Source organism: Siminovitchia fortis (assembly GCF_007681465.1).
GTDB lineage: Bacteria > Bacillota > Bacilli > Bacillales > Bacillaceae_C > Siminovitchia > Siminovitchia fortis.
Genome location: NZ_VEKZ01000013.1, coordinates 26,177 through 43,034, shown reverse-complemented (window position 1 = coordinate 43,034; position 16,858 = coordinate 26,177). Strand labels below are relative to the sequence as shown.

The 16,858-nt window shown below is 44.8% G+C and carries 18 protein-coding genes and 1 tRNA gene; 9 read left to right on the top strand and 10 right to left on the bottom strand.

The window, feature by feature from the left end; translation table 11 throughout:
• The first annotated feature begins 20 nt into the window (after positions 1-20).
• Positions 21-467, top strand: a complete 447-nt coding sequence (locus tag FS666_RS06685; protein WP_144461150.1) for a hypothetical protein — start codon at positions 21-23, stop codon at positions 465-467.
• A complete protein-coding gene (locus FS666_RS06680; protein WP_144461151.1) occupies positions 467-1,279 on the top strand; it encodes a hypothetical protein in 813 nt (270 codons plus the stop codon). The genes FS666_RS06685 and FS666_RS06680 overlap by 1 nt, the downstream gene beginning before the upstream one ends.
• Positions 1,280-1,461: 182 nt before the next feature.
• Here the strand turns inward: FS666_RS06680 and FS666_RS06675 are convergent, their stop codons facing one another.
• The 4 genes from FS666_RS06675 to FS666_RS06660 all read right to left on the bottom strand — a co-directional run bounded on the left by FS666_RS06675 (position 1,462) and on the right by FS666_RS06660 (position 3,875).
• Positions 1,462-2,229, bottom strand: coding sequence for a helix-turn-helix domain-containing protein (locus tag FS666_RS06675; RefSeq protein ID WP_144461152.1), 768 nt, complete (start codon positions 2,227-2,229; stop codon positions 1,462-1,464).
• A gap of 192 nt (positions 2,230-2,421) precedes the next feature.
• Positions 2,422-3,438, bottom strand: coding sequence for a tyrosine-type recombinase/integrase (locus tag FS666_RS06670; protein ID WP_144461153.1), 1,017 nt, complete (start codon positions 3,436-3,438; stop codon positions 2,422-2,424).
• 149 nt (positions 3,439-3,587) lie between these two features.
• Positions 3,588-3,660 (bottom strand) — tRNA-Arg (locus FS666_RS06665).
• Positions 3,651-3,875 (bottom strand): hypothetical protein, encoded by a 225-nt coding sequence (locus tag FS666_RS06660; protein ID WP_144461154.1) that lies wholly within the window; start codon positions 3,873-3,875, stop codon positions 3,651-3,653. Before FS666_RS06660 ends, FS666_RS06665 begins: the two co-directional genes overlap by 10 nt.
• Positions 3,876-3,956: 81 nt before the next feature.
• On the opposite strand from FS666_RS06660, the gene FS666_RS06655 reads away from it, so the two are divergent.
• Entirely contained in the window at positions 3,957-5,153 is a 1,197-nt protein-coding gene (locus tag FS666_RS06655) for an iron-containing alcohol dehydrogenase (RefSeq protein WP_144461155.1), read from the top strand.
• Positions 5,154-5,262: 109 nt separating this feature from the next.
• On the opposite strand, the gene FS666_RS06650 is transcribed toward FS666_RS06655, so the two are convergent.
• Positions 5,263-5,838, bottom strand: coding sequence for a beta-class carbonic anhydrase (locus tag FS666_RS06650; protein WP_120072522.1), 576 nt, complete (start codon positions 5,836-5,838; stop codon positions 5,263-5,265).
• Positions 5,839-6,135: 297 nt separating this feature from the next.
• Between FS666_RS06650 and queF the strand changes: the two genes are divergently transcribed.
• From queF to FS666_RS06630, 4 genes are all read left to right on the top strand, one after another.
• On the top strand, positions 6,136-6,633 hold the full coding sequence (gene queF, locus FS666_RS06645; RefSeq protein ID WP_120072524.1) for a preQ(1) synthase: 498 nt from the start codon (positions 6,136-6,138) through the stop codon (positions 6,631-6,633).
• Between the two features lie 13 nt (positions 6,634-6,646).
• A complete protein-coding gene (locus FS666_RS06640; RefSeq protein WP_144461156.1) occupies positions 6,647-7,285 on the top strand; it encodes a queuosine precursor transporter in 639 nt (212 codons plus the stop codon).
• Between the two features lie 122 nt (positions 7,286-7,407).
• Entirely contained in the window at positions 7,408-7,938 is a 531-nt protein-coding gene (locus FS666_RS06635) for an NfeD family membrane protein (protein WP_120072528.1), read from the top strand.
• 17 nt (positions 7,939-7,955) lie between these two features.
• Positions 7,956-9,503, top strand: coding sequence for a flotillin lipid rafts scaffold protein FloT (locus FS666_RS06630; protein ID WP_144461157.1), 1,548 nt, complete (start codon positions 7,956-7,958; stop codon positions 9,501-9,503).
• A gap of 478 nt (positions 9,504-9,981) precedes the next feature.
• Here FS666_RS06630 and mreBH read toward each other — a convergent pair whose 3' ends face one another.
• Both mreBH and FS666_RS06620 read right to left on the bottom strand, forming a co-directional pair.
• On the bottom strand, positions 9,982-10,989 hold the full coding sequence (gene mreBH, locus FS666_RS06625; RefSeq protein WP_120072534.1) for a rod-share determining protein MreBH: 1,008 nt from the start codon (positions 10,987-10,989) through the stop codon (positions 9,982-9,984).
• Positions 10,990-11,222: 233 nt separating this feature from the next.
• Entirely contained in the window at positions 11,223-11,738 is a 516-nt protein-coding gene (locus tag FS666_RS06620; protein WP_144461158.1) for an acyl-CoA thioesterase, read from the bottom strand.
• Between the two features lie 184 nt (positions 11,739-11,922).
• On the opposite strand from FS666_RS06620, the gene FS666_RS06615 reads away from it, so the two are divergent.
• Positions 11,923-12,168, top strand: coding sequence for a hypothetical protein (locus tag FS666_RS06615; RefSeq protein WP_144461159.1), 246 nt, complete (start codon positions 11,923-11,925; stop codon positions 12,166-12,168).
• Positions 12,169-12,515: 347 nt separating this feature from the next.
• On the opposite strand, the gene FS666_RS06610 is transcribed toward FS666_RS06615, so the two are convergent.
• Together FS666_RS06610 and FS666_RS06605 are read right to left on the bottom strand one after the other, a co-directional pair.
• Positions 12,516-13,748, bottom strand: coding sequence for an aminopeptidase (locus tag FS666_RS06610; RefSeq protein WP_144461160.1), 1,233 nt, complete (start codon positions 13,746-13,748; stop codon positions 12,516-12,518).
• Between the two features lie 69 nt (positions 13,749-13,817).
• The gene (locus FS666_RS06605; RefSeq protein ID WP_144461161.1) at positions 13,818-14,258 is read right to left on the bottom strand and encodes an Rrf2 family transcriptional regulator; all 441 of its coding nucleotides are present in this window, start codon (positions 14,256-14,258) and stop codon (positions 13,818-13,820) included.
• A gap of 234 nt (positions 14,259-14,492) precedes the next feature.
• Here FS666_RS06605 and hmpA point away from each other — a divergent pair, with 234 nt between their 5' ends.
• On the top strand, positions 14,493-15,707 hold the full coding sequence (hmpA, locus tag FS666_RS06600; protein ID WP_144461162.1) for an NO-inducible flavohemoprotein: 1,215 nt from the start codon (positions 14,493-14,495) through the stop codon (positions 15,705-15,707).
• A 73-nt stretch (positions 15,708-15,780) separates the two neighbouring features.
• Here the strand turns inward: hmpA and FS666_RS06595 are convergent, their stop codons facing one another.
• Positions 15,781-16,734 (bottom strand): metal ABC transporter substrate-binding protein, encoded by a 954-nt coding sequence (locus FS666_RS06595; protein ID WP_144461163.1) that lies wholly within the window; start codon positions 16,732-16,734, stop codon positions 15,781-15,783.
• Between the last annotated feature and the right edge of the window lie 124 nt (positions 16,735-16,858).

Here is a 16,858-nt window from a genome sequence, read left to right as displayed (position 1 = left end):
AAGAAAAGAGGCTAAAAAATATGGCATATCAAGAACTCGTACAAAAAGCGGAGCAAAGAAAAGCACAGGAAAAAGAACAATGGGAGGTAAAGCGGGCGCAACTAGAGCGTGAAAAACTCGATACAATGGCGATAATTAGACGATATGATAATACACCACGCCCATTTCGCGACGTAACAGACAGCGAGTACAAGGCGGCTAGTTCTCGTTTAACGCAGATATCGACGGAAATCAGCGAGGGCGATTACGAAGCAAACAAGCCCGTTAATCCGCTGGACTATATGACGAAGGCGGAATTACAGGCGGCGCTAAAAGAATTGACAGACGATGTACACCAAACCGAGGCGCAGGCGGAATATAAAAGGGAAACGGGCTATAACTTCACGATTCCACGCAAAGACAACCGCAAACTTGCGGACATCATGGCTATTCAGACGAGATTACAAGCGATGGAGGACGATAATTAATGTTAAAATCACTTCGGGAATTTTACGATTGGCAGCAGACGAAAAAGAAATCTTACGAAGAAATGACGAAGCAAGAGACGGAACTAAAAGACAAATTAGCGGAGTTGGATAACGACAGACTAGGCGCGCTTGCCGACGGCGACGAAAAGAAACTCGAGAGAGTGGACAAGGAAATCGCGAGTACCAAACGTAAGCTAGAAATCACGGAGTACCAACGGAAAGCTAAAATCGAGCATGATCCGCAGGAGTGTTTGCCGTTCGCGGAAAAGATACGAAAGGAAGCCGAGCAGACATTCGAGAAGAAACAGAAAGAGGACGAAGAACTTCGAAAGAAAATCGAAGAAACAAAGCGAACATATTTAAAGCTAGTGGCGGATCACCACTCTTTAGTTTCCGAATGTTCTAAATTGCAGAACGAAGTCAACGAAGCGATAAGTCCGCTCGAACTTTCGTTAAAGCGTGAATCAGAGCGACTGCGCGGGCAAGCGCAAGAACTCGACCGTAAGCTATTCGATATGGCCCGGCCCACGGGCGTTCATAATGACGAAGCTATTACCGGTGAAATGTCGAGATTACAGAAAGAAAAAGCGGAAGCAATACGGAAAGCTAACGAAATTGAAGCGCAGACAAAGCCGGTAAAACATTCGGTGCGCCCGCTCCGAGAACACGTATTATCGGGCATAGGAAGTCCTTATTTTATACATGAGGACGAGCAACTAAGCGCAGCAAAAGGCGAGTTAGGTAAATTCGAAATGGCTACGCCGACGAGCGGACAAAGTGAGTTTGGTAAGGATATGGCTAAACGGAAATAATAAAACGCTGGTGCGCTGGGTATATCCCCTTTTGCCTATCACCGATAAATTACCTTCGCATTAAGGGCTGGCTTCGGCTGGTCCGTCTTTTTTACATACTAAACACATTTAATAAACCGCATAAGGGCGTGCTTAATCCGCCAATTACTGAAGTAACGCTACTTAGGTCGGTACTTGAGTAACTACCACGGCATATGCAGTCCGCCTAGCTCGTCCATTTCTTCGAAGTATAGCTTATCTAGCATCCGATCAAGTACGCCATTAAAATAGCCCGGCAAATTGCGGATATTCTTCGTCTTTGACGCCATGACAGCGACATGTAACGCACTATAGCCGACCTGTTCTACGTCTACCTTATCGAATGCATTACCGCGCAATAAAGGCGTGCTGTGAGCCTTGTAAACGCCATACAAGCGACTTATTAGGCGTTGATTGCCTTCGCCAATGGTTTGGCTTATGAACGCTTTAAAACGGACGTAGAACGGCTTAGGCTCGTCCGAATACGTATCTGTAAGATTATTATTTAGTTTTAAATAAGTAATAGGTTCGTTCTCATTTTCGGACGGCTCAACGCTTGTTTCCGTAGGCGTTACGTCGCTAGACCGAGTGGACAACTCCGACTGGACAACATAAGGCAATATGCGGTAAATGTTCGCACCATAGCCGCCGGAAACTACGCGCATGACCGTTACTTTTTCGATGATATTAAACTCGATCAGCTTCGCAATTGCACGCCGAATAGTACGGCCAGTCTTGCCTATGGCTGCCGCGATTGTAGCCGTTTTTAAGTGAGCCACGCCCGGATACTTGACGCTGTAACGCGCAAGCATCATAAGGACATCGCGAGCCGTATCGTTCAATTCGTATGTATGGCGGCTTAAATGCTCGGCTATCGCGTCGTTTAACTGCTGCTTATTTTCGAATGTTTGATAATCGGATAAATAGCGCATACTTAGCGGACTCCTTCCGGAAGCCCCTCGCAGACTAGAAACATATGTTCGGTAAACAGCGCGCATTTAAATAAACGTTGCATATCTGTCTTTTTTTAGATATACTAACGATAACTTAATGATATTGCGAACCCGTTGGTGCGGGTGTGCGCGCTGCCTTCCGTAGTCTAGTCTGCGGAGGGCTTTTTTATTTTATCGATGTTTGTTTCTTAATCGGACAATCGGACTATAAAGCGAATGTTGACTTTGTATATCTACGCCCGTCATTTGTACATACTTTCGCGTCGTCTGTATATCGGCATGACCGACAATACGCTGTAACGTAAATATGTCACCGCCGTTCATAATATAATCGCGGCAAAACTGATGCCGTAAGGCGTGCGGGCTTACTCGCTTTTCTATGCCGGCCAAGTCTTTATAAATTCGCAGACGCGACCGGAAAGAATTCGAATTATACCTCTCTCCGAAATTAGATAGAAATACATACTCGCTATCAAAATGAACCTTATTTTCAGTGATTAATTCGAGCAGTAATTTTAAAACGGTATTCGATAGCGGAATGATCCGCGGCTTTCGGTTCTTATTCTTCGATGCCGGAAGCATAATCGAACGTGTTTTAAAATCAATCTCGGAAACCTCTAAGGAAAATACCTCGTTTACTCTCATACCGGTATCCAAAATCAAACTCATAGCGACCTTATCTCGAAATTGCGCGTATTCCCGAACGTCGGGTGCGTCTAATAGTTTTAATATCTCTTTATCGGTCAATGGCTCGAACGTATCCTCGTCGACGCGCATCAACTTAACGTTTGCTGCCGGATCTTTGTCGATCAATTCCTCCGTGAATAGCGCTCGAAAGAATACTTTTAAGAAACGTATTCGAATATTAACCGTATAAGGTGATAGGCCGTAACCGCCCGTTTTATCGTTGAAGCGTTCTTCACTTAGATAAACGGAATACTCCCGAATCATCCCGGTTGTTATGTCGTCTATATAAGTTACATCGGGGTAAGCCTCGGCCAGCCATTCAGTAAAGTATTCGAACAATACCGGATAATCTTCCATTGTACGAGGTCGTAGTCCTTCCGTTTTCTTTAACGTGACGAAGTAATCGAAAGCCTGCTCGATTGTCATACCATATTCGGCCGGCTTCTTCGGATCAGTCCTGCGGCTAACAATACGTTTGCCTTTACGTCCTTTTTCAGACAACAAAAAACGCCCCTTCCGTTTAATCTCGTAATAAGAGATAACGAAAGAGGCGTCTTTGTTCGCCTTCTAATCGACGTGTAAACCGTGTGCCTCCGTCTAGCCTTACGGATGCCTCACCGGCTTATAAACCTTGATATGACGCTATTTAACGGCCCCGGCAGGAATCGAACCTGCGACGCACGGTTTAGGAAACCGACGCTCTATCCTCTGAGCTACGGAGCCATATGTTTATTGGAAAAAGCACATGTATTATTATAATATAAATTCTCCCCCTTTAAAAGTATAAATTTTGGCTTGGCTAATTTATGAAATTTTCTCTCACTAAAACAAGCCGTCTTGACTTTCTTGCGACGCACAGGATGTGCTAGTGTCGACGGTGCCACAGGATGTGGCGCTCTTAGTTGACCTTCTAATTTGGCAGCTTTTTGGACAGGCATTTATATTCTCCCCTTTTTAAAAATCCTCTTTTGGAATATTTTTGTAATTTTCGTATAATAGGGTTAATAGGGGGGATTTACTTGAACTCATTTTTTACACTAAGAACACCGCCGTCAATTACATATGGTCCAGATTCTTTTACAAAAATCGGGGAACAAGCTGCCCAAAAGGGAAAAAACGCTTTGATCATCTCTGACAAAGTAATGGAGCACCTTGGGAATGTGAAAAAATGCAAGGTTTTTTTGGGAAATTGTGAGGTGGACAGCACTGTTTACCTTGGGGTGGAGACAGAGCCGACTGATCATTACGTGGCGGAGGCCTTGAAAATATTCAAGGCAAACGGCTGTGATCTCATTATTTCTTTGGGCGGGGGAAGCTGCATTGACACCGCTAAGGCTGTTTCCGTCCTTGCGGCGAATGACGGAAATATTGCCGAGTTTGTGGGAGGAAAAAGATTGGCCAAGCTACCTCCAATTCCGCATATCGCCATTCCGACTACAGCCGGAACAGGTTCCGAGGCAACCGACGTTACCGTTATAACAAACACGTCCAACCAAGTCAAAATGATGATCAAACAGCCCGCATTCATGCCGACCGCGGCAATCGTGGATCCAGGGTTGAGTAAATCTTCACCGAAACATGTAACAGCTGCAACGGGAGTAGACGCATTAAGTCATGCGATTGAGGCTTATTTGTCAAAAAAGTCCCACCCGATGACAGACATGCTCGCACTTTCCGCCATGGAACTGATTGTAAACAATATTCGGGGTGCTTATAAAGACGGCAGCAATATGGATGTGAGAGAAAAAATGGCCCTGGGATCTTTACAAGCCGGTATGGCTTTTTCCAATGCTTCTGTTTGTCTTGTTCATGGGATGTCAAGGCCAATCGGAGCGTTGTTCCATGTTCCTCATGGATTTTCCAACGCTATGCTTTTGCCGGCAGTGCTGGAATTCAGCAGGGACTCATGTATAGAAAAGCTGGCAGACTTGGGACGGATTTTTAGACCTGACGGAGAATTGTCGGATGAAGAAGCTGCGGACATTGCGGTAGAATCTGTAAAAGGGCTTTGCAGTGACTTAAACATCCCCAATCTCAAAGGTTGGGGGATTGATGAAAAAGAATTCTATCTGGCAGTGGAAAAAATGGCAAAGGATGCGATGGAAAGCGGAAGCCCTGCCAATAATCCCAGAGTACCGACATTGCAGGAACTGCAAGAACTTTATATGACCTGCTATGATTATCAATTTTCCGGAAGGGGAGCGGCAGCAAAATAAAAGAAACGGCCCCGGACAGCCCGGCTGTCCGGGGTCATTCCAACTCTCGTAAGAGCTCCCAACTCTCGTTTAAACCTGAATGCTCCGCTTAAGGAGCTGCGATCAATTCCTACTTAGCCGGTTGCGTTTCATAGCCATTGACAACGAGGTCAAGTTTTCCGGTCCGCGGATCGATGACCAGGCCGTGAACAGGCACTTCATCTGCCATGAGCGGGTGGTTACGGATCATGTTGACGCTGTGCTCGACACTTTCTTCGACGCTGTCAAAGCCGGTCAGCCACTCATCAAGATCAATCCCGGAATTTTGGATGATATCCAAGGTTTCCTTGGTGATTCCGCGTTCCTGCATTTTTTCAAGGACCTGTCCGCTTTCAATTGCACTCATCCCGCAATCATGATGTCCGATGACGTACACTTCGTCGGCTTTCAGTTCATATACCGCGATGAGCAGGCTGCGCATGATACTTCCAAACGGATGTGTCAGGATCGCCCCCGCATTTTTGACAACCTTGACATCACCGTTTTTCATGTTCATTGCTTTATGCAGAAGCTCGACCAGACGGGTATCCATGCAAGTGAGAATAACAAGCTTCTTGTCGGGAAATTTCGTTGTCGCATAAGCTTCATACATTTTTTCATCGATGAAAACTTTATTATAATCAAGGATTTCATCTAATAAGGACATCTGCGATTCCTCCAGTCGTTTTTTCTTATTTTAGCGAAGATAGGACAGAAAAAACAGCATGACGCACACTGATTCTTTCTGCTCCCTAAAATCGGTGGTTGACGCATGTTCTCCTCTTCAGATATCATTATTGATGAAATCATTATAAACACCCGGATGGGAAGAGGTTCATAGCGTTAACCCTCTATAAAAAACTATGGCTTATACAATGCTGCCATATCCGCGCGATATGGCTTTTTTGATGCCTGGTTTTTTGAACCTTCCTCACAAAACGGGTGAAATTTGGGAGGTTTTTAAATGGCCGGAAGAAACGAAGATACATTGAATGACTTATCGCTGCTTGGGAATCAGAACACTAAATATTTATTCGAATATTCGCCTGAAGTCTTGGAATCCATCGATAATCTGCATCCGGACAGGGATTATTTTGTCAAATTCAACTGTCCTGAGTTCACCTCACTTTGCCCGCAGACCAATCAGCCGGACTTTGCGACAATGTACATAAGCTATATTCCCGACAAAAAAATCGTCGAAAGCAAGTCACTCAAGCTTTACCTGTTCAGCTTCCGCAATCACGGCGACTTTCACGAAGACTGCGTCAATATTATCATGAACGATCTGATCAAACTCCTTGATCCCAGATATATCGAGGTATGGGGCAAGTTCACTCCAAGAGGCGGCCTGTCCATTGATCCATACTCCAATTACGGAAAGCCCGGAACGAAATATGAGCAGATGGCGGAATATCGCATGCTGAATCACGATCTGTATCCGGAAAAAGTGGATAACCGCTAGGAGGGAATGGTGAATGCTTTTATATTTAAACGGCGCTTTTGTCGGATTGTTGATTTTATCGAATATACTCGCTGTAAAACTGATCAGCATCGGGAACTGGGTCATACTGCCGGCGGCGGTCATCGTCTATGTTTTCACCTATCCAATCACGGATACGATTACTGAAGTCTACGGTAAAAATGCGGCCAGGAAAACGGTCATGACCGGATTGATCACGCAATTTCTTGCTATAATATTCATCTATGTCACTATGAAACTTCCGCCGGCGCCTTTCTATGAAAACCAGGCTGCGTTTGAAACCATTTTTTCAGCCGGATTCCGTGTCACATTGGCAAGCCTGCTGTCGTTCCTGATCAGCCAAAACCTTGATGTGACTGTATTTCACCGTTTGAAGAAAAGACATGGAGAAAAGAAGCTGTGGATCCGGAACAATGCTTCAACCATGATAAGCCAGCTTGTTGATACAACGATTTTCATCACCATCGCTTTCTATGGCACAATGCCGTTTGGGGCCTTGATCGGCCTGATTTTAAGCCAATATTCTTTTAAGTTTGTCGTGGCTATCTTGGATACACCGCTCGTTTATCTTCTTGTCACCATATGCAGGAGGGAAACGGCCAAACAGTCAGTTCAAGGAGCGGTATCTGCATAATTTTTTACAAAAAATGAAACTTAATGTTCATTCGAACGTATGATGACTATCGCGATAAAAAAGAGAAAAGGCGGGATGTATGACAGTGATTTCCTCAATATCATGAAAAAGGATGGATGGGTATGACTCTGTTCGGTATGCCAATTGAAACCATCTATTTGATCTTGTTGATCGCCTCAGGCAGTTTGACGATTCTGTACCTGTTCTTTGGGGATGTCCTGGAAGGACTGGGGGAAGCGGCCGGATTTCTAAATCCAATATTAATATTGGCCTTTATTACTTTTTTCTCCGCCGGCGGATACATTCTTGAAGCGGTCACTTCTCTGAACAGCTTTCTCATCATGGGAATTGCCGCACTAGCAGCGCTTCTGCTGGACACGATACTCAACGTCTTTGTCCTCATTCCCATGTCTTCCGCGGAACAGTCATTGAGCTATACTGAAAAATCTTTGGAGGGAAGAATCGGAACGGTGAGCATTTCCATCCCTGAAAAAGGTTTCGGGGAAGTGGTGATTGAGAGCTACAGCGGAATGATTTCCAAGCCGGCAGCCAGTTTTGAAGATGTGCCCATTTCCCAAGGGTCTGAAATACTGGTGATCGAAGTGAAAGATGGTGTATTGCACGTAATGCCATACAAAAAGAATTTTACTTAACGAGGGGGAATTGATTGATGCCTTTTGGAGTAATGATTGTATTATTAGTCGTTGTTTTTATTTTGATTGCGTTAATCGCCGTATTTATCACCAAATATCGTACGGCAGGTCCTGATGAAGCGTTGATCGTGACAGGAAGCTATCTTGGGGGAAAAAACGTCCATGTGGATGATGCAGGGAATAAAATTAAAATTATCCGGGGCGGCGGTGCTTTTGTCCTTCCGGTTTTTCAGCAGGCGCAGCCGCTCAGTTTGCTGTCAAGCAAGCTTGAAGTAACCACGCCTGAAGTATATACGGAGCAGGGTGTTCCAGTAATGGCGGACGGAACGGCTATCATTAAAATCGGCGGTTCCATCGGAGAAATTGCCACGGCTGCCGAACAGTTTTTGGGAAAAACGAAAGAAGAAAGAGAGAACGAAGCGAAGGAAGTGCTGGAAGGCCATCTCCGTTCCATACTCGGCTCCATGACGGTCGAAGAAATTTATAAAAACCGGGATAAATTTTCTCAAGAGGTACAGCGCGTTGCCTCACAGGACCTGGCCAAAATGGGTCTTGTCATTGTATCTTTTACTATTAAAGAAGTCCGTGATAAAAACGGCTATTTGGATTCACTCGGTAAGCCGCGGATCGCTCAGGTGAAACGTGACGCGGACATCGCAACGGCTGACGCGGAAAAAGAAACCCGTATCAAGCGGGCGGAAGCTGCGAAAGAAGCGAAAAAAGCCGAACTTGAACGTGCCACGGAAATCGCGGAAGCGGAAAAAGTGAATCAACTGAAAATGGCTGAATACCGCCGCGATCAGGATACGGCGAGGGCAAATGCCGACCAGGCTTATGACCTGGAAACAGCGCGTGCCAAGCAGGAAGTAACCGAACAGGAAATGCAGATTAAAATCATTGAACGTCAAAAGCAGATTGAACTGGAAGAAAAAGAAATTTTGCGCCGTGAGCGTCAATATGACTCGGAAGTCAAGAAGAAAGCAGATGCAGACCGCTATGCCGTGGAGCAGGCGGCAAGTGCAGATAAGGCGAAGCAGATAGCTGAAGCAGATGCCCATCAATACCGTGTGGAAGCGACCGCCAAAGCTGATGCGGAACGGGTGCGTCTGGATGGAATCGCAAAAGCTGATGCACAGCGTGCACAAGGGGAGACCGAAGCGGAAGTGATACGTCTCAAAGGGGTTGCCGAAGCGGAAGCGAAACGAAAAGTGGCGGAGGCGTTCGAGCAATTCGGGCAGGCTGCCGTGTTGGATATGGTCTTGAAGATGCTTCCTGAATATGCGAAGCAAGTTGCCGCACCTCTTGGAAACATCGATAAGATTACCGTTGTTGACACAGGCGGGCAGGGAGAAGGCGGAGCCAATAAGGTAACCGGCTATGCGACCAATCTGATGACAACCATGCAGGAATCTTTGAAAGCTTCTTCAGGCATCGATGTAAGAGAACTGTTGGAGAACTTGTCTGGAAAAGGCAATGTTCGGAGCAGCATCGATGCATTGACTGATGAGGTTCGGGCTTCAAAAGGGCAGGAAGACCTGACGGATGAAGAAGGTACATTGAAATAAGAAAAGCGCAAGGCGCGCAGCCTTAGGCGACAAGCACAAGACGAATTTTGATGAGGGAGCTTTTCAGCCACCACAGCAATTCGGCTTGTGACCTTGAGCCGATGGCGCCTGGAGCTGGACATTATGTAATCTTCGTTTGAAGAGAAAATTCGGTGAAATTTTATGCTTTCACTATAATAAAAAAAGCTGTCCGGAAAGTCAGTTAAAGTGACTTTCCGGACAGCTTTTATATAATTGGAATCCTATCAGTAAAAACAAAGCGGAAAACCATTATTTACCAAAGAGGGGCGCCATTAGTGCCCGTCTTAGGGGGAAGGCCTGTGAAACGGTAACGAATCTGGGTTAATCGTGCCCGTATTTACGACAAGGCCTGTGATACGGTAACGAATCACCAATAATCGAGCCCGTTTTTGCCTAAAGCTCTTAAACTGTAGATTTCAAAGAAAAATCAGCTCTTTCCGTCAATTTATGGGTACTGCTACTTTCCAACGGTCTGAAGTTTATTGATAAATTTGAGAGCCCTCCCCGTTCCTACTGCCACGGATTCCAACGGGTTTGGTGCAATATGGACAGGAACAATAATTTCTTCACTCAGCCATTCCTGCATGCCATTCAGCAAGGCGCCGCCCCCTGATAAAACGACCCCATGGTCTACGATATCGCCGCTCAATTCAGCCGGGCAGTTTTCCAATGTAGCACGGATTGCTTCTAAAATATGAAGCAATGACTCTTTCAATGATTCCTGGATTTCATAGGAACTCAACGTGACCGTTTTCGGGAGCCCCGTTACAAGGTCCCGTCCCCGGATATCCATTTTTTTCTCCGGATGCTCAACAAGCGCATAACCGATTTCGATCTTGATGTTTTCTGCTGTCCGCTCCCCGATTAATAGATTATAGCTTTTTCTCACGTGTTGAATGATATTTTCGTTCAGCAAGTCACCGCCGATCCGGACGGTATTGCAATTGACAACACCACCATAAGAAATGATGGCTACTTCCGTTGTTCCCCCGCCGATATCCACAACGACATTTGCGACAGGTTCCTCTACAGGAAGATCGGCTCCGATGGCAGCAGCAACAGGCTCCTCGATCAAATGAACATTCTTCGCTCCGCATGATTTGACCGCATCATGGATGGCGCGCCTTTCAACAGAGGTGGCCCCGGATGGCGTACAGACAACCACATCCGGTTTGCGGATAGCAAATCCCAACGTTTTTCCGGCTTTTTTCATGACATGCTTCAACATTTGGCTGGTGATGTCAAAATCAGCGATGACCCCGTCTTGGAGCGGGCGGACGGCCGTAATGCTGGCAGGTGTTTTGCCGATCATCTCTTTTGCTTCCGCTCCAAATGCAACCACTTGTTTTGTATTTGTATTAACCGCCACAACGGATGGCTCATTCAAAATAATCCCTTTATTTTTTGTATAAACTAGAACATTCGCTGTTCCCAGGTCGATCCCGATTTCAGTGTTTGAAAACATATGTACCACCTTGCCTTTACTTGTAATATCCTACATTAAGTATAATAAATTTATAGGGATATTTCTTGCTGTAAATGGCAGGAGGAAGAAATTGTTACAGACAAAAAAGGGCAAAAACTGACATAAGCGTTGATAACTCACCGATTTTATTTTCATATCGACGGCGGCTGTTATATAAACTTAACCTTCCTGTAAAAAAAGCGCGAAAATGTAATCATCCAATATATTCCTGGTCACAGGTTTAGTTTTGAAAAAAAATCAGCCAATTCCTTGCTCTCTTTTTTCCTTTTTTGGCGATGGGCTGCCCGTGCTTTGGCTGTTTCATTGAGCCAGCGCTCTTCCTCCGACTCCGGAACCGCTTTAGGTACAGGGGATGGCCGGCCGTTTTCATCCAAAGCGACAAATGTCAGGAAAGAAAAAGCGGCAAGTGATTTCTCGCCTGTAATCAAATGCTCAGACAAGACTTTTACAAATACTTCCATAGATGTCGTACCGCTCCATGTGACAATCGCCTCCATTGTAACGGCATCTCCTATCCGAATCGGTTTGAAAAAGTCGACGGAGTCCGTTGATACCGTGACAACAGGTTTCCGTGAAAATCTTGCGGCAGCAATGGATGCTACGTCATCCACATCAGACATTAACTTTCCGCCAAATAAATTGCCATGGTGATTTGTATCCGGAGGGGATACGTGGCTTGTTTTTACAGTCAGTGATTCTTTCATTTTCTTGCTTGGGCGTTGTTCCATTTCTTTCACCTCATTGATGTCAAATTGCTACCCATTATACCCGATGGAGAAAAATAATTTAAATTTCATGTTTACTGATCATATTTAAGGGTATAGATGAATGTGCTTTTCCATTTATTTGTTTTTAGGCGTCTCTGGCCACCGGTGTTCTGGGAATATTTTTTAAAAAAGGGGAGATGTCGCAATGGATAAGCTGCCAAAAAGAGTCATGTACAATCCGGATGGTTCCTCCGTCATGAAGCGGTGGGATGATTCTGTGATTGTTAAAAAGAAGCAGGAATCAGCATTTGGACCAAAAAACCCCGCTGGAATGGACAACAGCCAAAGGAGTCTGGTCGACATTCCATCGATGGACGAGCTGGAAGAATTTGAAGATCGTTATTTAGATGAATTCGGAGGCAATTGGGCAACAGAAATTGATTATTATTAAATGGAAGAGGTTTGGCGCGAACGCCAAACCTCTTATTTCAGAGTAAGTATAAGATGTTTTAGCTTTAAAATTTTGAACAAAGCCATTTGTTGTCTAGCTCCAGCGCCTATCGACTAGCAGACTTCGCACCTGGTGTGCTCCTGCGGCGTAGCTTATTCGAGGATGTTTGGCTCCCCTCGTCGCAAAGCTGCACGACGCCAACTCGAGGAAGCATCACACGAGGCTATTTCAAGTAGTAGCTTTCCTACGATAAGTCAACATCGGCTCGTTCCTCGCCGTGTTTCCTTTATCTCGTCGGAGGCACTCCAGTCTGTACGTCGATGGGCAAGGCGCTTGCGCTTTTCTTACTAAAACGCCCAGTCTCCGCTTCTGAATACCAGCTCGCTTTCTCCTGACTCCAGAATTCCGTCAATATCCATCTGTTCGGAGCCGATCATGAAGTCCACATGGGTGATGCTCGTATTCAATCCGTTCTTCTCCAGTTCATCCTGGCTCATGTTTTTGCCGCCTTCCAGACAGAAGGCATAGGCGCTTCCGATTGCAATATGGTTGGATGCATTTTCGTCAAACAGTGTATTGTAAAACAAAATGTTTGACTGAGAGATGGGGGAATTGAAAGGAACGAGTGCAATTTCACCTAGATAGTGTGAACCTTCGTCCGTATCGACCAATCCCTTCAAAATATCTTCGCCTTCTTCGGCCTTCACGTCAACGATCTTTCCTTTTTCGAAAGTCAGCGTAAAACCATCGATAATGTTGCCGCCGTAGCTGAGCGGCTTCGTATTTGAAACTGTACCTTCAACGCCATATTTATAAGGTACTGTAAAAACTTCCTCAGTTGGCATGTTGGCCATGAATTCGTCGCCTTTTTCGTTGATGCTGCCAGCTCCGACCCATAAATGGCCTTTCGGAAGTTCAATCGTCAGGTCGGTGCCGGGTGCTTTAAAATGCAGTTTTTTATAGCGTCTTTCATTTAAGTAGTCGACTTTTTCGTGAAGATTGCGGTCATGGTCTTTCCAAGCCTGGACCGGATCGTCGTGATCGGCCCTTGTTGCCTTGAAGATGGCATCCCACAGCTTGTTGACCCGTTCTTCGGGAGGAGCATCCGGGAAGACTTTATTTGCCCAATCTTCGGATGGTGCGGCAATGACGGTCCAGCTGATTTTATCTGATTGAATGTATTGGCGATATTTATTCAACGCTTTTCCTGCTGCTTTCTGGAAGTTGGCAATCCGGTTGGGATCGACGCCTTTCAATAAATCAGGGCCGGAAGAAACGACAGACATGAAGGCTGCACCGTTTTCCGCCAGCTCCTCCATTTCTTTGGCGCGCCAAAGCGGATATTCATGAAAAGTTTCATCAGGTGCCATATCATATTTCAGGCGAGTCACGACATCATCATTCCAATTGACAACAACGTTTTTGGCCTCGGCTTCGTATGCCTTTTTAACTATAAGCCGAATAAATTCCGCATTGTCAATGGTTGCATTCACCACAAGCGTCTGCCCTTTTTGAACATTGACGCCTACCTTTACAGCAAGCTCTGCATACTTTTCAAGTGTTTCCTGAAATTCAGCCATATACATTCTCCTTTGTAAAAAAGTAGTCTGTTTTATTTTAACAGCACAGGAAGGTAAATCCAATCAATGTTATTTCTCCATTCCGAGCAAAGAGCGGTAATCGAAAGGAGATTTTACGATGTCGGCAAGCGTGTATTCATCCAGGACGGCCAAATAGGCGGATAGGGCGCGGTTAAGGACATGCTTTAGGCCGCAGACGGGGGAGATGACACAATGTGCGGAACCTTGGCTGAAGCATTCCACTATATTGAAGTCATCCTCTGTTTTCCTTACAATTTCTCCGATATTGATTTCCTCAGGAGGAAGCGCCAGTTTGATGCCGCCGCCGCGTCCGCGGATTGTATGGATGAAGCCCATTTTCCCAAGCTCATGGATCACTTTTGTCAAATGGTTTCTTGAGATGCGGTACGACTCTGCAATTTCTGTAATATTTGCCAATTCGCCGGGCTTTTTCAATGCAAGATATATTAAAACACGCAAAGAATAGTCAGTGTAGTTTGTCAATCTCATTTTTCCATCACCTCTGAATATCATACCATTTTAAAGCCCCAAAGGGCAGTAGAGCGCTCTGCAATGGGATTTGCTCAAAACATGTATTTAAAATACATGTTTTGTGAACAAATTGCGTCGGGTTTTTGTCAGCTTTTTTACACATCCTAAAAAGGGATTGTAGCTCTCATTTGAATCCATTAAAGTGAAATTAAAGATATATATTAAATACATCTTTTAAAAGGAGAATGAAAAATGGCTCTTTCACAAAAAACAATCGATATTATCAAATCAACAGTTCCAGTATTGGAGGAACATGGCGTTACAATTACTTCCGTATTTTACAAAAACATGTTTAATAATCATCCTGAATTGCTTAACATCTTTAACCACGCCAACCAGTCACGAGGACGCCAGCAAACAGCTCTCGCGAATATGGTATTGGCAGCAGCCAAAAATATCGATCAATTGGAAAGTGTTCTTCCTGCAGTTATGCCAGTAGCTCATAAACACCGCGGTCTTGGGGTAAAACCGGAACATTATCCAATCGTAGGAAAACATTTATTGGAAGCCATTAAAGAAGTGCTTGGCGATGCGGCGACAGATGAGATCATTAATGCATGGGCTGAAGCCTATGGCGTAATCGCACAAGTGTTTATTGATATTGAAGCAAATATGTATAAAGAAGCCGAAGAAGGCGGCTGGGGAGACTTTAAAGAATTGGAAGTTGTCGACAAAGTGAAGGAAAGTGACGTCATTACTTCCTTCTACTTAAAAGCAAAAGACGGAAAGCCACTCCCAACCTATAAAGCCGGCCAATATATATCTGTAAGAGTTCGTGTTCCTGGTGAGCAATTTACATCCATCCGCCATTACAGCTTATCTTGTGCACCTGGCAAGGAATTTTACAGAATCTCTGTAAAAAGAGAAGCGGATTTTGAACCAGTCGGAAAAGTATCCAATTACTTGCATGATCATGTAAATGTTGGTGATGCAATTGAAGCAAGTGCCCCTGCGGGAGACTTTGTATTGAATATGGAAGAAACTGCCCCGGTAGCACTGATCAGCGGCGGAGTGGGACTTACACCAATGATGAGCATGCTTGAAACTTTGGTTGAAAACAATTCTGACCGTGAAGTAACTTATATTCATTCAGCAAGACATGAGGGTGTACACGCCTTCAGTGAAGAAGCTTGTGAGTTGGCAGGAAAACTTAAACATGGCAGCTGCTACTATGGATATCAATCTCCGGCGAACAAAGACGGCGGACATCACTTTACAGGCTATATTACAAAAGAATTTCTGGCAGATAAAATTACTAAAGACACGATCTGCTATGTATGCGGACCTGAGCCATTCCTGAAAAGTGTTGTAAATATGCTTGTGCAGCTGGGCGTTTCCGATGAAAACATCCGATATGAATTCTTCGGACCAGCTCTCGCCTTGGAAAAAGTGGAAGCGGCAGTTTAAGGAAATACGGAAGCGTCCTGTTGGGCGCTAGCTGGACATAAGAAAAACCGGGCAAAAAGCGGCCCGGTTTTTCTTATTTTGCCAATGCTTTTTTCAATGTTTCAATATTTTTATCCATGATGCTGAAGTAATCTTCGTTGTTCTGCTTATCTTTCTCGGTGATATATTCGAGGTTGTGTAAAGTGAGCGGTTTTGTCCCCGTTTCCTTTTGGATCGTATCCACCACTTTTGCAGCCGGGTTTTGATCGTGGATAATATATTTCATATGATGCTTTTTTGCTGTTTCTATAATAGCTTGCAGCTGTTTTTGGGATGGCTCGTTTTCGGAGCTTATGCCCGTGATGCTGATCTGTTCCAACCCGTAGCGGTGTTCCCAATATCCATAGGCTGCATGGGAAACCAAAATCTCCTTTCGGCCAGCCGATTCGATCACCGTACGTAAATCGGCATCAAGCTGTTGAAGGTTCGCTTTTAAGTCTTGATAATTTTTTTCAAAATCATCTTTGGCGGAAGGCATTTCTTCGCTGAGCGCATTCTTTATATTTTCCGCCATGATCATGGCGTTTTCAGGATCGAGCCAAATATGAGGGTCTTGATCATGCTGGTGTCCATCACCGCCATGTACTTCTTCATCATGCTCATGTTTCTCGTCGCCGCTTAATAATTGAACCCCTTTGGATGCTTCAACTTTCACCACTTTTTCGTTCTTCAGCGAACTCTCCATTTTTCCGATAAAAGACTCAAGGCCTGCACCGTTATAAATCAGTAAGTCGGATTCGGCGATAGCCATCATGGTCTTTATGGTCGGTTCATACGTATGGGCATCGGCTCCCGCAGGGTACACGCTCTGGACTTGCACATGCGGCCCCCCGATCTTTCTTGTAAAATCCTCAATAGGGAAGATAGTAGTGTAAACAGTCAGAGTCTCTTTACTCTTACCGTCGTCCTGGCCGGAATTTTTGCCGCAGCCGGCCAATATAAAAGCACCAATCAAAAATAGGATGATAAAATGATATTTGGATCTCATCCCTTCAATCCTTTCCTTTTAAAATTATCCAATTGTGAGGATATGAATGTTTATCCATTCAAATCGTAATCATTACGATTTGAATTATAATATAAAAAAAATTGGAGGGCAAGGGAATTTTTAA

Bases quoted from the DNA above. Each gene is read 5' to 3' on its own strand.
- FS666_RS06685 (WP_144461150.1), top strand. From the start codon at position 21: ATGGCATATCAAGAACTCGTACAAAAAGCGGAGCAAAGAAAAGCACAG.
- FS666_RS06680 (WP_144461151.1), top strand. From the start codon at position 467: ATGTTAAAATCACTTCGGGAATTTTACGATTGGCAGCAGACGAAAAAG.
- FS666_RS06675 (WP_144461152.1), bottom strand. From the start codon at position 2,229: ATGCGCTATTTATCCGATTATCAAACATTCGAAAATAAGCAGCAGTTA.
- FS666_RS06660 (WP_144461154.1), bottom strand. From the start codon at position 3,875: ATGCCTGTCCAAAAAGCTGCCAAATTAGAAGGTCAACTAAGAGCGCCA.
- FS666_RS06650 (WP_120072522.1), bottom strand. From the start codon at position 5,838: ATGTCCTTATTAGATGAAATCCTTGATTATAATAAAGTTTTCATCGAT.
- queF (WP_120072524.1), top strand. From the start codon at position 6,136: ATGGCCGGAAGAAACGAAGATACATTGAATGACTTATCGCTGCTTGGG.
- FS666_RS06640 (WP_144461156.1), top strand. From the start codon at position 6,647: ATGCTTTTATATTTAAACGGCGCTTTTGTCGGATTGTTGATTTTATCG.
- FS666_RS06635 (WP_120072528.1), top strand. From the start codon at position 7,408: ATGACTCTGTTCGGTATGCCAATTGAAACCATCTATTTGATCTTGTTG.
- FS666_RS06630 (WP_144461157.1), top strand. From the start codon at position 7,956: ATGCCTTTTGGAGTAATGATTGTATTATTAGTCGTTGTTTTTATTTTG.
- mreBH (WP_120072534.1), bottom strand. From the start codon at position 10,989: ATGTTTTCAAACACTGAAATCGGGATCGACCTGGGAACAGCGAATGTT.
- FS666_RS06620 (WP_144461158.1), bottom strand. From the start codon at position 11,738: ATGGAACAACGCCCAAGCAAGAAAATGAAAGAATCACTGACTGTAAAA.
- FS666_RS06615 (WP_144461159.1), top strand. From the start codon at position 11,923: ATGGATAAGCTGCCAAAAAGAGTCATGTACAATCCGGATGGTTCCTCC.
- FS666_RS06610 (WP_144461160.1), bottom strand. From the start codon at position 13,748: ATGGCTGAATTTCAGGAAACACTTGAAAAGTATGCAGAGCTTGCTGTA.
- FS666_RS06605 (WP_144461161.1), bottom strand. From the start codon at position 14,258: ATGAGATTGACAAACTACACTGACTATTCTTTGCGTGTTTTAATATAT.
- hmpA (WP_144461162.1), top strand. From the start codon at position 14,493: ATGGCTCTTTCACAAAAAACAATCGATATTATCAAATCAACAGTTCCA.
- FS666_RS06595 (WP_144461163.1), bottom strand. From the start codon at position 16,734: ATGAGATCCAAATATCATTTTATCATCCTATTTTTGATTGGTGCTTTT.